This window comes from Cedecea neteri, assembly GCF_000758305.1.
GTDB classification, from domain to species: Bacteria; Pseudomonadota; Gammaproteobacteria; order Enterobacterales; family Enterobacteriaceae; genus Cedecea; species Cedecea neteri_C.
This window is the reverse complement of record NZ_CP009458.1, coordinates 4,355,133-4,368,548: the sequence shown is the minus strand read 5'-3', so window position 1 is coordinate 4,368,548 and position 13,416 is coordinate 4,355,133. Positions and strand designations below refer to the sequence as shown.

At 55.4% G+C, this 13,416-nt stretch carries 13 protein-coding genes; all 13 read left to right on the top strand.

Annotated features, from left to right (window positions below):
- Positions 1–5: 5 nt before the first annotated feature.
- The 13 genes from wcaA to wcaJ all read left to right on the top strand — a co-directional run bounded on the left by wcaA (position 6) and on the right by wcaJ (position 13,412).
- Positions 6–854: a colanic acid biosynthesis glycosyltransferase WcaA gene (gene wcaA, locus LH23_RS20335; protein WP_039297029.1), complete on the top strand. Its 849-nt coding sequence runs from the start codon at positions 6–8 to the stop codon at positions 852–854.
- 2 nt (positions 855–856) lie between these two features.
- On the top strand, positions 857–1,342 hold the full coding sequence (wcaB, locus tag LH23_RS20330; protein ID WP_039295199.1) for a colanic acid biosynthesis acetyltransferase WcaB: 486 nt from the start codon (positions 857–859) through the stop codon (positions 1,340–1,342).
- Positions 1,339–2,556, top strand: a complete 1,218-nt coding sequence (gene wcaC, locus LH23_RS20325) for a colanic acid biosynthesis glycosyltransferase WcaC (RefSeq protein ID WP_039295196.1) — start codon at positions 1,339–1,341, stop codon at positions 2,554–2,556. The genes wcaB and wcaC overlap by 4 nt, the downstream gene beginning before the upstream one ends.
- Complete coding sequence (wcaD, locus tag LH23_RS20320) at positions 2,531–3,763, top strand: colanic acid polymerase WcaD (RefSeq protein WP_039295193.1); 1,233 nt, start codon at positions 2,531–2,533, stop codon at positions 3,761–3,763. The genes wcaC and wcaD overlap by 26 nt, the downstream gene beginning before the upstream one ends.
- Positions 3,763–4,515, top strand: a complete 753-nt coding sequence (wcaE, locus tag LH23_RS20315; protein WP_039295191.1) for a colanic acid biosynthesis glycosyltransferase WcaE — start codon at positions 3,763–3,765, stop codon at positions 4,513–4,515. The genes wcaD and wcaE overlap by 1 nt, the downstream gene beginning before the upstream one ends.
- A 17-nt stretch (positions 4,516–4,532) precedes the next feature.
- Positions 4,533–5,072, top strand: coding sequence for a colanic acid biosynthesis acetyltransferase WcaF (wcaF, locus tag LH23_RS20310; RefSeq protein WP_039295188.1), 540 nt, complete (start codon positions 4,533–4,535; stop codon positions 5,070–5,072).
- A 104-nt stretch (positions 5,073–5,176) separates the two neighbouring features.
- A complete protein-coding gene (gene gmd, locus LH23_RS20305) occupies positions 5,177–6,298 on the top strand; it encodes a GDP-mannose 4,6-dehydratase (protein WP_008455078.1) in 1,122 nt (373 codons plus the stop codon).
- A gap of 2 nt (positions 6,299–6,300) precedes the next feature.
- Positions 6,301–7,266, top strand: coding sequence for a GDP-L-fucose synthase (gene fcl, locus LH23_RS20300; RefSeq protein WP_039295185.1), 966 nt, complete (start codon positions 6,301–6,303; stop codon positions 7,264–7,266).
- 2 nt (positions 7,267–7,268) lie between these two features.
- Positions 7,269–7,748: a GDP-mannose mannosyl hydrolase gene (locus LH23_RS20295; RefSeq protein ID WP_039295183.1), complete on the top strand. Its 480-nt coding sequence runs from the start codon at positions 7,269–7,271 to the stop codon at positions 7,746–7,748.
- Entirely contained in the window at positions 7,745–8,965 is a 1,221-nt protein-coding gene (wcaI, locus tag LH23_RS20290; protein ID WP_039295178.1) for a colanic acid biosynthesis fucosyltransferase WcaI, read from the top strand. Before LH23_RS20295 ends, wcaI begins: the two co-directional genes overlap by 4 nt.
- Positions 8,966–8,982: 17 nt before the next feature.
- Entirely contained in the window at positions 8,983–10,425 is a 1,443-nt protein-coding gene (gene cpsB, locus LH23_RS20285) for a mannose-1-phosphate guanyltransferase (protein WP_039295175.1), read from the top strand.
- A gap of 74 nt (positions 10,426–10,499) precedes the next feature.
- Positions 10,500–11,870 (top strand): phosphomannomutase CpsG, encoded by a 1,371-nt coding sequence (gene cpsG, locus LH23_RS20280; protein WP_039295172.1) that lies wholly within the window; start codon positions 10,500–10,502, stop codon positions 11,868–11,870.
- Positions 11,871–12,017: 147 nt separating this feature from the next.
- Positions 12,018–13,412, top strand: coding sequence for an undecaprenyl-phosphate glucose phosphotransferase (gene wcaJ, locus LH23_RS20275; RefSeq protein WP_039295168.1), 1,395 nt, complete (start codon positions 12,018–12,020; stop codon positions 13,410–13,412).
- Positions 13,413–13,416: the final 4 nt, after the last annotated feature.

Below are 13,416 nucleotides of genomic sequence, written 5' to 3'. Positions count from 1 at the left end.
TGGCCATGAACAGCAGCGCAACTCGCCCGCTTATCTCTATATATATGCCGACGTGGAACCGTCAGCAGCTGGCTATTCGCGCCATCAATTCGGTGCTGCGTCAGGATTATGATCACTGGGAAATGATTATCGTCGATGACTGCTCCGCCAGCTTCCAGCAGCTACAGCAGTTTGTTGCAGATCTTGGCGATCCGCGGGTGCGTTACATTCACAACGACGTGAACAGCGGCGCTTGCGCGGTACGCAACCAGGCGATTCAGCTGGCGCAGGGGCGGTTTATTACCGGCATTGATGATGATGATGAATGGACGCCGAACCGTCTGTCGGTATTTCTGTCCCACCAACATCAGCTGGTCACCCACGCATTTTTATACGCCAACGACTATCTGTGTGAAGGGCAGGTCTACTCGCAGCCGACCAGCCTGCCGCTGTACCCGAAGTCACCGTATTCCCTGAAGTTATTCTACAAGCGCAATATTATCGGCAATCAGGTCTTTACCTACGCCGAGCGTTTTAAGAGCAGCCTGTTTGATACTGAGCTTAAAGCGGCGCAGGACTACGATATCTTCCTGCGTATGGTGGTGGCGTTCGGCCAGCCGTGGAAGGTGGAAGAGGCGACCCAAATTCTGCACGTTAATCACGGCGAAATGCAGATAACCAAATCCCCGAAGAAATTTGCCGGCTATTTCCACTTTTACCGTAAGCACAAAGCCAAGTTCGACCGGGCCAGCAAGAAATATCAGCTATATACGCTCTACCAAATCCGCAATAAGCGCATGTCATGGCGCACGCTGTTAGCTCTGCTGACGGTGCGCAACGGCAAGCGCCTGGCCGATAGTCTGCGGGGGAGGTAAGCATGCTGGAGGATATTCGTGCCAATAGCTGGAGCCTGCGCCCGTGCTGCATGGTGCTGGCCTATCGCGTGGCCCACTTCTGCTCGGTGTGGCGCAAGAAAAGCGTCATTAACAATCTCTGGGCCGCGCCGGTGCTGCTGGCCTACCGCTTTATTACCGAATGCCTGTTTGGCTATGAAATTCAGGCTGGGGCAACCATTGGCCGCCGGTTCACGATTCATCACGGCTACGCGGTGGTTATCAATAAGTTTGTCGTCGCCGGGGATGATTTCACCATCCGCCACGGCGTCACCATTGGTAACCGGGGGAACAGTCTTGCCTGCCCGGTGATAGGCAACGGCGTTGAGCTGGGGGCCAACGTGATCATAGTGGGCGATATCACTCTCGGCAATAACGTGTCTGTAGGGGCCGGCAGTGTGGTGCTGGACAGCGTGCCGGACAACGCGCTGGTGGTAGGGGAAAAAGCTCGGGTGAAGGTGATCCAATGAACATCATGCAGTTTAATGTGCGCCTGGCTGAAGGCGGCGCGGCAGGCGTGGCGCTCGATCTGCACCAGCGAGCACGCCAGGCCGGACTGTCTTCACGTTTTATCTACGGTTATGGCAAAGGCGGCAAGAAAAGCGCCAGCCATGACATTTATCCCGACGTTGAAAAGCACACGCCTCGCCTGGTGTCCGTCGCCAATATCGCGCTGTTCCGTTTTCTGAACCGCGATCCATTCGGCAATCTGAATAAGCTTTACCGCCGGGTCACTCGCAGCCCGCAGCCGGTTGTGCTGCATTTCCATGTGGTGCACAGCTACTGGCTGAACCTGGACGAAATGGTGTCGTTTTGCCAGCGGGTGAAGGCCCACAAGTCGGATGTCACCTTCGTCTGGACGCTGCACGATCACTGGAGCATCACCGGGCGCTGCGCATTTCTGGACGGCTGTGAAGGCTGGAAAACCGGCTGTGTTAAATGCCCGACGCTGAACAACTATCCGCCGGTCAAAGTGGATAAGGCGCACCAACAGGTAGCGGGCAAGCGCCAGCTGTTTCGCGAGATGCTGGCGCTGGGCTGCAAGTTTATTTCCCCCAGCCAGCATGTCGCAGACGCTTTTAATCAGCTCTATGGCGCAGGGCGCTGCAGCATCATCAATAACGGTATCGACGTTGCCACCGAGGCGATTCTGGCGGAGCTGCCCGAAAGCAGCGTCGCAGCGGCGAAACCTCGCGTGGCTATTGTTGCCCACGACCTGCGCTATGACGGCAAAACCAACCAGAAACTGGTGCAGGCAATGATGGCCCTGGGGGACAAAATTGAGCTGCATACCTTCGGCAAGTTCTCGCCGTTTGAAGGCGCTAACGTGGTGAACCACGGCTATATGACCGATAAGCGGGCGCTGATGAGCGAGCTGAATACGATGGACAGCCTGGTGTTCAGTTCCCGGGTGGATAACTATCCGCTGATCCTGTGCGAGGCGCTGTCTATCGGCGTGCCGGTTGTGGCGACGAGCAGTGAAGCCGCCGATGAAGTTTTGCGCAAAGTCGGAGGCAAAACCTTCACGTCTGAGCAGGTTCTGGCGCTGGTGCAGCTTAAAAAAACGCAGCTGGCTGAGCAGGTTTTCGCGACCGATTTAGCGACTTTCCGTGCAGCCAGCCGCACGGCCTATAGCGGCAAGCAGATGCTGGAGGAGTATGTCTCGTTCTATCAGGGTCTGTAGCTATCTGCTGCTGCCGTTCATCTATCTGGTGGTGAACATTAAGCTTGCCTCTCTGGGGGAGAGTTTCCCGATAACCATCGTGACCTTCCTGCCGGCGATACTGTTTTTGTACATCGAGCGCATCAACCTCAAAAAGCTGATGATTGCGCTGGGCGTGGGGGCGGGGCTGACGGCGTTTAACTACATTTTCGGCCAGTCGCTCGACCCGGCCAAGTACGTCACCTCGATGATGCTGTTTGTCTATATTGTGCTGATATTGGGTCTGACATGGAGTTGCCGTTTTAAAACTATTTCGCAGCGCAATCACCGCAAGATATTACGATTTTTCTACGGCGTGGTGGGCATTATTGTGGCGCTGGCGGCGGCGGAAATGGCTCAGATTATTCTGACCGGCGGCAGCAGTCTGATTGAGAAAATTTCGAAATTTCTCATCTACAGTAACAGTTACGTGCTCAACTTTATTAGCTTTGGTGGGCGGCGTACTACGGCGCTCTATTTTGAACCCGCTTTCTTCGCCCTGGCATTAATCTCAATTTGGCTTAGCATCAAACAGTTTGGTATCAAAACGCCGAAAACTGATGTTATGATTCTTTTAGGGATAATCCTGTCAGGATCTTTCTCCGGGGTAATGACGTTTATATTGTTCTATCTGCTGGAGTGGGCGTTCCAATACCTTAATAAAAGCGCCATTAAAAAGAAGTTGCCATTGGCAATTATTTCGCTGGCTGTTTTTTTAATCGGTTTGGTATTTGCTTTCCCTTATATCGCTACCCGTGTTGGTGATTTGGGGACAGAAGGTTCGTCATCGTATTACCGTATTATTGGTCCGTTGGCGATGGTTGGATATTCCCTGGCAAACGTTGATGGTGTAGTACGTTTTGGTTCTCTCTATGAATATGTCGCATCATTCGGAATATTTAACGGTGCGGATGTAGGGAAAACTGTGGACAATGGACTGTATCTGCTGATTATTTATTTCTCATGGTTTGCAGTATTAATGACCGCTGGCTATATGTGGCGAGTCATGAAAATGATGCGTAATGCATTTGGTAATAATGAGAATTATCGTGTTCAGCTTTGGTTGTTTATGCCTGTATCTTTGTTCTTTACCGGTTCTATTTTTAGCCCGGAATATGCATTTTTAATTGTTTGCCCATTTATTTTGCGTAAAGCAATTAATCATTCGCTGCCAGGAGGTGCGCAATAATGTTGTTAAGTATTATTACAGTCGCATGGCGTAACTATGACGGGGTAGTCAAAACCTGGCAATCACTGGCACACCTGGCACAGGCCAAAGATATTGAGTTCGAATGGATTGTGGTGGATGGCAACTCTCCGGACGGCACGGCTGAGTTTCTTGCTGGCCTGCAGGGCCAGTACAACCTGCGCTTTGTCAGCGAGAAAGACAACGGTATTTACGACGCGATGAACAAAGGGATTGCCATGGCGCAGGGGCGCTACGCACTCTTTCTGAACTCCGGCGATGCTTTCCACCCTGAGATTGCCGAGGTGATTTATCAGCTGGCAGCGTTAGGCGAGCGTGACGATGCGATGGTGATTGGCGACGCGCTGCTGGACTTTGGCGACGGCAATAAAATTCGCCGCAGCGCCAAGCGCGGCTGGTATATCTATCACAGCCTGCCGGCAAGCCATCAGGCGATCTTTTTCCCGCTCTCCGGCCTGCGTAAATATCCTTACGACCTGCAATATAAAGTCTCATCCGATTACGCGCTGGCGGCAAAAATGTACAAAAGCGGTTATGCCTTTAAGCGTATCAAAGGGCTGGTGTCTGAATTTTCAATGGGCGGTGTTTCTACCTCTAATAACGTCGAGTTGTGCCGCGATGCCAGGAATGTACAGAGAAAAATCTTACGCGTGCCGGGATTCATTGCAGAACTCTCTTTTCAACTGCGGTTAAAAACAACCGGCAAGGCCAAAGCGCTTTATAACAAAACCTAAAGCATACGGGAAATATTATGCAGGATTTAAGCGGCTTCAGTGTACCGAGGGGGTTTCGCGGCGCGAGCGGCATTAAAGTGCAATTGTGGTGGGCGGTACAGGCCACGTTATTTGCCTGGTCTCCGCAGGTTTTATATCCGTGGCGTGCCTTTTTATTACGCATGTTTGGGGCGAAAGTAGGCAAAAAGGTTGTTGTTCGCCCCTCGGTGAAAATTACTTATCCGTGGAAGTTAACGCTCGGAGATTATGCCTGGGTTGGCGATGATGCGGTGCTTTATACCCTCGGCGAAATTAGCATCGGCGCAAATTCAGTAGTGTCGCAAAAATGTTATTTGTGCACCGGCAGCCACGATTATATGAGTAAGCATTTTGATATTACCCAGTCACCGATTGTGATTGGTGAAAAATGCTGGCTGGCGACGGATGTGTTTGTTTCCCCTGGCGTCACGATAGGCGATGGCTGCGTCGTGGGAGCCCGGAGTAGCGTTTATAAATCATTACCGGCGAATGCCGTTTGCCGGGGAAACCCGGCAATAAAAGTACGCGACCGCGCGTAATTCTTTTCACCCTCGCTTTGTTTGTTATCGGTTGTCTCTCCTCGCGGAGAGACATGAAGTGAGGGGTAAGGGCCAATAAAAATGTTCACAGAGGATAAATTATCATGACTAAAGTAGCTCTCATTACGGGTGTCACCGGACAAGACGGCTCTTACCTGGCGGAATTCCTGCTGGAAAAAGGCTATGAAGTTCACGGTATCAAGCGCCGCGCCTCATCTTTCAACACCGAGCGCGTGGACCACATTTATCAGGATCCGCACGCGGGCAACCCTAAATTCCATCTGCACTATGGCGACCTGACCGACACCTCCAACCTGACCCGTATTCTGTCCGAAGTGCAACCGGACGAAGTCTACAACCTGGGCGCGATGAGCCATGTAGCGGTGTCTTTTGAGTCGCCGGAATACACCGCGGACGTGGATGCGATGGGCACCCTGCGCCTGCTGGAAGCCATTCGCTTCCTGGGCCTCGAAAAGAAAACCCGCTTCTACCAGGCCTCCACTTCAGAGCTGTACGGCCTGGTGCAGGAGATCCCGCAAAAAGAAACTACGCCTTTCTACCCGCGTTCCCCGTATGCGGTTGCCAAGCTTTACGCCTACTGGATCACCGTCAACTACCGCGAATCCTACGGCATGTATGCCTGTAACGGCATCCTGTTCAACCACGAATCTCCGCGCCGTGGCGAAACCTTCGTTACCCGCAAAATTACCCGCGCGATTGCCAACATCGCTCAGGGCCTGGAAAAGTGCCTGTACCTCGGCAACATGGATTCCCTGCGCGACTGGGGCCACGCCAAAGACTACGTGAAAATGCAGTGGATGATGCTGCAGCAGGAAAAACCGGAAGACTTCGTAATTGCCACCGGTGTGCAGTACTCCGTGCGTCAGTTCGTGGAAATGGCTGCGGCTCAGTTGGGCATCAAACTGCGCTTTGAAGGTCAGGGCGTGGAAGAGAAGGGCATTGTGGTTTCCGTCACGGGCCACGACGCACCGGGCGTGAAACCAGGCGACGTTATTGTCTCCGTTGACCCGCGTTACTTCCGCCCTGCGGAAGTCGAAACCCTGCTGGGCGACCCAACCAAAGCGCACGAAACGCTGGGCTGGAAGCCGGAAATCACCCTGCAGGAGATGGTCGGTGAAATGGTAGCCAAAGACCTGGAAGCGGCGAAGAAACACTCTCTGCTGAAGTCCCATGGTTACGAGGTCGCCATCGCGCTGGAGTCCTGAGCATGAATAAGAAACGTATCTTTGTTGCCGGTCACCGTGGGATGGTCGGCTCGGCCATCGTCCGCCAGCTTGGGCAGCGCGATGACGTTGAGCTGGTGCTGCGCGGGCGCGATGAGCTGAACCTGCTGGATGCCGGGGAAGTTAACGCCTTCTTCGCCAGTGAGAAAATCGACCAGGTTTACCTGGCGGCGGCTAAAGTGGGCGGCATCGTCGCCAATAACACGTTCCCGGCAGAGTTTATCTACGAGAACATGATGATCGAAAGCAACATTATTCATGCCGCGCACACGCACGGCGTGAACAAACTGTTGTTCCTCGGCTCATCTTGTATTTATCCGAAGCTGGCGAAACAGCCGATGGCCGAAAGCGAGCTGCTGCAGGGCACGCTTGAAGCCACGAACGAGCCGTATGCGATTGCCAAGATTGCCGGTATCAAGCTGTGCGAATCCTACAACCGCCAGTACGGCCGGGATTACCGCTCGGTGATGCCGACCAATCTGTATGGGCCGAACGACAACTTCCACCCGAGCAACTCCCACGTCATCCCGGCCCTGCTGCGCCGTTTCCATGAAGCTACGCAGGAGAATGCCCCGGACGTGGTGGTGTGGGGCAGCGGCACACCGATGCGTGAGTTCTTGCATGTGGACGATATGGCCGCGGCCAGCATTCACGTGATGGAGCTGGCTCAGGAAGTGTGGCAGGAGAATACCGACCCGATGCTGTCGCACATTAACGTCGGCACCGGCGTGGACTGCACCATCCGTGAACTGGCGCAGACGCTGGCGAAAGTTACCGGCTACCGTGGGCGTGTGGTGTTCGACGCCACTAAACCGGACGGCACCCCGCGCAAACTGCTGGATGTTTCCCGTTTGCATCGCCTCGGCTGGTATCACGAGATTTCCCTGGAGGCGGGCCTCGCCAGCACTTACCAGTGGTTCCTCGAAAACCAGCAGCGGTTCCGGGGGTAAGCATGTTTCTGAGCGCTGAAGATTTTGCCACCGTAGTGAGCGCTACGCCGCTGATCTCCATCGACCTTATCGTCGAAAACCAGGCGGGCGAGTTCCTGCTGGGTTTGCGGACCAATCGCCCTGCGAAGGGCTTTTGGTTTGTGCCGGGGGGAAGAGTGCTGAAGAACGAAACGCTGGCGAATGCCTTTATTCGGCTCACCGAGGCTGAACTGGGTAAATCGTTCACTCTGCTGGACGGGGAGTTTTACGGCGTCTGGCAGCATTTCTACGGCGATAACTTCTCCGGGAAGGATTTTTCGACCCATTACGTGGTGCTGGGTTTCCGCCTGCGGGTGGACGACAAACAGCTGAACCTGCCGGCTGAACAGCACAAGGCTTACTGCTGGCTGACGCCGGAAGCACTGCTCAAGCGCGAAGACGTGCACGACAACAGCCGCGCTTACTTCATCACCCAGGGCAAAGGGAAGGTACCGGGCTTATGAAAATTCTGGTCTACGGCATTAACTATTCCCCGGAACTGACCGGCATCGGTAAGTACACCGGTGAAATGGTGGAGTGGATGACCAGCCGGGGCCATGAAGTACGGGTGATCACCGCGCCACCTTATTATCCGGTCTGGCGCGTGCATCCGGACTACTCGGCGTGGAAATATAAAAAAGAGCAGGGGAAAGCGACCGTCTGGCGCTGCCCGCTGTACGTGCCGAAGCAGCCTTCGACGCTGAAGCGCCTGATCCATTTAGGCAGCTTCGCGCTGAGTTCATTTTTCCCGCTTCTGGCGCAGCGTAGCTGGAAGCCAGACCGCGTGATTGGCGTCGTGCCGACGCTGTTTTGTGTACCAGGCATGCGCCTGCTGGCAAAACTGAGCGGGGCGCGCACGCTGCTGCATATTCAGGACTATGAGGTGGACGCGATGCTCGGCCTCGGCATGGCCGGTAAAACGCCGGGCAAAATTGCTCGTCTGGCCCAGCGCTTTGAAAAAAGCGGGCTGCACAACGTCGATAACGTCTCCACCATTTCGCGCTCGATGATGAATAAAGCGACGGAGAAAGGCGTCGACCCACAGCGGGTGATTTTCTTCCCTAACTGGTCGGAAGTGGCGCGTTTCCGTGACGTTGACCCTGCGCAAATCCAGATTGTGCGCCAGGCACTCAAACTGCCAGAAGATAAAAAAATCATTCTCTACTCCGGCAACATCGGTGAAAAACAGGGGCTGGAAACGGTGATTGAAGTGGCGGGCCGGTTCTCAGAGAGCCCGTACCTGTTCGTGATTGTTGGCCAGGGCGGCGGTAAAGAAAGGCTCGAAAAATTGGTACACGTTCACGGGCTGAGTAACGTGGTGTTTCATCCGCTTCAGTCTTACGAAGCGCTGCCCGCGCTGCTAGGCCTGGCCGATTGCCACCTGGTGATCCAGCGCCGGGGAGCCGCAGACGCCGTTCTGCCGTCAAAACTCACCAACATCCTGGCCGTCGGTGGAAACGCGGTGATTACCGCCGAGCCTGAAACAGAGCTGGGTCAGCTTTGCGACGCCTATCCGGGTATTGCGGTTTGCGTGATGCCGGAGTCTGCCGATGCACTGGCGGCGGGCATAGAGCAGTGTCTGCAATTGCCTCAAAACAACACGACGGCACGTGAATATGCCGAACGCACGCTCGAAAAAGAGAACGTGTTAAGCCAATTTATTGCTGCTATTTCTTCATAAAAAGACGGGGATAAATGATGAGTCAGTCACAACTCTATCCGGTGATCATGGCGGGCGGGAACGGGAGCCGCCTTTGGCCGCTGTCCCGCGTGCTGTACCCCAAGCAGTTCCTCTGCCTGAAAGGGGATCTGACCATGCTGCAAACCACCATCAATCGCCTGAACGGGGTAGAGTGCGAAAGTCCGGTGGTGATTTGCAATGAGGAACACCGCTTCATCGTCGCCGAGCAGCTGCGCCAGCTAAACAAACTGACCGAAAATATCGTGCTGGAACCGGCCGGACGCAACACAGCTCCAGCCATTGCGCTAGCCGCCCTGGCCGCGCTGCGTAACCAGCCGCAGCAGGATCCGCTGATGCTGATCCTCGCTGCCGATCACGTTATCCAGAATGAAGAAGCTTTCCGCGAAGCGGTGCGCTGCGCGATGCCTTACGCCGAGGCAGGCAAGCTGGTGACTTTCGGTATCGTCCCTGACCTGCCGGAAACGGGCTATGGCTATATCCGTCGTGGTGCCGTGTCCGCGCCGGCAAACGGGGCCGATGCCCTGGCGTTTAGCGTCGCACAGTTCGTCGAAAAACCCGATCTTTCCACCGCTCAGGCCTATGTCGCCTGCGGCGAGTACTACTGGAACAGCGGCATGTTCCTGTTCCGTGCCGGACGCTATCTGGAAGAGCTGGCGAAGTTTCGCCCGGATATTCTGGCCGCCTGCGAAAAAGCCATGGCGGGCGTTGATCCGGATCTGGATTTTGTCCGCGTCGACGAGCAGGCGTTCCTGGCCTGCCCGGATGAGTCTATCGACTACGCGGTGATGGAAAAAACCGCCGATGCAGTGGTGGTGCCGATGGATGCCGGCTGGAGCGATGTGGGCTCCTGGTCTTCGCTGTGGGAAATCAGCGCCAAAAGCCCGGAAGGAAACGTGCATCACGGCGACGTCATCAGTCATGAAACCGAAAACAGCTATATCTACGCTGAATCCGGCCTGGTGACTACCGTGGGCGTAAAAGACCTGGTGGTGGTGCAAACCAAAGATGCGGTGCTGATTGCCGACCGTGACCACGTACAGAACGTGAAGAAAGTGGTGGAACGCATCAAAGGTGATGGCCGCCACGAGCACCATAACCACCGGGAAGTTTACCGCCCGTGGGGGAAATACGACTCCATCGACGCCGGGGAGCGTTACCAGGTGAAGCGCATCACCGTTAAGCCGGGCGAGGGCCTGTCGCTGCAAATGCACCATCACCGCGCCGAGCACTGGATTGTGGTGGCGGGCACCGCCAAAGTCACGCTGGGGGATGAGATTAAGCTGTTGGGCGAAAATGAATCTATCTACATTCCGCTCGGCATGACCCACTGCCTGGAGAACCCCGGCAAAATCCCTCTTGATCTGATTGAGGTTCGCTCCGGCACCTATCTGGAAGAAGACGACATCGTCCGTTTCCAGGACCGCTACGGACGTATTTAATCCCTGACTAAAAAACATGCTCCACGGGCCAAGAACCCGTGGGTTGGGTAACTGTTGCCCGAAGGAGCGAAATCATGCAGCAACTGACCTGTTTTAAAGCTTATGACATCCGCGGTCGCCTGGGCGACGAACTGAATGAAGACATCGCCTGGCGCATCGGCCGCGCCTACGGTGAGTACCTGAAGCCGAAAACCATCGTCCTCGGCGGCGACGTACGCCTGACCAGCGAATCGCTGAAACAGGCGCTGGCGCGGGGCCTGCAGGATGCGGGCGTGGACGTGCTGGATATCGGCCTGTCCGGCACCGAAGAGATTTACTTTGCCACCTGGCATCTGAACGTGGACGGCGGGATCGAAGTGACCGCCAGCCACAACCCGATGGACTACAACGGCATGAAGCTGGTGCGCCAGGGGGCTCGGCCTATCAGCGGTGACACCGGCCTGCGCGACGTGCAGCGGCTGGCGGAAGCCAACGACTTCCCGCCGGTGAATGAGGCGGCGCGCGGCAGCTATCGGAAAGTGTCGGTGGTGGAGGCCTACCTCGACCATCTGTTCTCCTACATCAACGTCAGCCACATCAAACCGCTGAAGCTGGTGGTCAACTCCGGTAACGGCGCGGCCGGCCCGATTGTGGACGCCATCGAGGCTCGCTTTAAGGCGCTGAATGTCCCGCTGACGTTTGTAAAGGTGCACAACACGCCGGACGGCAATTTCCCGAACGGGATCCCTAACCCGCTGCTGCCGGAATGCCGCGCCGATACCCGCGACGCGGTGATTGCGCACGGGGCCGATATGGGCATCGCTTTTGACGGGGATTTTGACCGCTGCTTCCTGTTCGACGAGAAAGGGCGGTTTATTGAGGGCTACTACATCGTCGGCCTGCTGGCGGCGGCGTTCCTCGAAAAACAGCCTGGGGCAAAAATCATTCACGATCCGCGCCTGGCGTGGAACACGGTCGATATCGTCGAGCGAGCGGGTGGCCAGCCGGTGATGTCGAAAACCGGACATGCGTTTATCAAGGAGCGTATGCGCGAGGAGGATGCGATTTACGGCGGGGAGATGAGTGCACATCACTATTTCCGCGATTTTGCCTACTGCGACAGCGGGATGATCCCGTGGCTGCTGGTGACCGAGCTGCTGTGCCTGAAGGGCAAAACGCTGGGTGAACTGGTGGAGGATCGCATGGCGGCGTGGCCGGCAAGCGGCGAAATCAACAGCAAGCTGAAAACCCCGGCAGAGGCGATAGAGCGGGTACGCGCGCATTTTGGCCCACACGCGGAAGAGATTGACCACACGGACGGCATTAGCATGGCGTTTGGCGACTGGCGCTTCAACCTGCGCAGCTCTAACACCGAGCCGGTGGTGCGCCTGAACGTGGAGTCACGGGGGGATGAGGCGCTGATGCAGGCGCGAACGCAGGAGATTATGGCGTTGCTGAACCAATAATCTGCCGTATTCAGAGGTTTTGGCCCCTCACCCCAACCCTCTCCCCAAAGGGGAGAGGGGGAAGTCCGGACAGTTCCCTCTCCCTTTGAGGGAGACGGCCAGGGTGAGGGGGGAAACACCGATGCGACAACTTTCTAAGGTAAAACGATGACAAATCTAAAAAAGCGAGAGCTGCCAAAAACCAACGCATCGTTGATCTCTATGGTGCAACGTTTTTCTGACATCAGCATCATGTTTGCCGGGCTATGGATGGTTTGCAAAGCTAACGCTTTGCCCTTTCTCTATATGCATTTGCTGATGGCTTTATTGACCCTCGTTGTGTTTCAGATGATCGGCGGGATGACGGACTTTTATCGTTCATGGCGTGGGGTGAAAATCTCCAGCGAGCTGTTCCTGCTGCTGCAAAACTGGACTCTGAGCGTGGTTTTCAGCGCCGGGCTGCTGGCGTTTAACAGCGATTTTGATGGCTCTTTCTGGGTGTACCTGGCCTGGTATGCGTTGACCGGTGTGGGGATGGTTATCTGCCGGTCGTGGATCCGTTTTGCGGCAGGCTGGCTGCGTAACAAAGGTTTTAATACGCGTCGCGTGGCGATTGCTGGCTCTCTGCCGGTCGGACAGGTGCTGGCACAAAGTTTCAAGAATGAACCGTGGCTCGGCTTTAACGTGCTTGGCGTGTATGACGATGAGCCGCCCGCAGGCGCCCTGGTTAGCTACGTTGGCAACTTCAATACGCTGGTGACCGACGCCCGCAACGGTCAGATAGATAAAGTCTATATCGCGATGGAAATGAGCCACGAGTCGCGCATTAAAAAGCTGGTGAGTGAGCTGGCGGATACCACCTGTTCGGTACTGCTGATCCCCGATGTCTTTACCTTCAATATCCTGAATGCCCGAACCGAAGAGGTCAACGGCGTGCCGGTTGTGCCGCTGTTTGAAACGCCTTTGAGCGGCTTCAACAGCGTACTCAAACGGCTGGAAGATATCGTGCTTTCCTCTTTTATTCTGCTGCTGATTTCCCCGGTTCTGCTTTGCATCAGCCTGGCAGTGAAGCTGACTTCCCCCGGGCCGGTTATTTTCCGCCAGACGCGCTACGGCATGGACGGCAAGCCCATCAAAGTGTGGAAATTCCGTTCCATGAAGGTGATGGAAAACGACGCGGTGGTTGTGCAGGCCACGAAAGGTGATTCACGTATTACACCGGTGGGCAGCTTCCTGCGCCGCACCTCTCTCGATGAACTGCCGCAGTTTATCAACGTGTTGCTTGGCGGCATGTCTATCGTCGGTCCTCGTCCCCATGCCGTGGCCCATAACGAGCAATATCGCGCGTTAATAGAAGGCTACATGCTACGCCACAAGGTCAAACCGGGTATTACCGGCTGGGCGCAAATTAATGGCTGGCGCGGGGAGACGGACACCCTCGACAAGATGGAAAAACGTGTGGAATTCGACCTGGAATACATTCGCGAATGGAGCCTGTGGTTCGACATCAAGATTGTTTTCCTGACCGTTTTCAAAGGCTTTGTTAACAAAGCGGCATACTGACCGG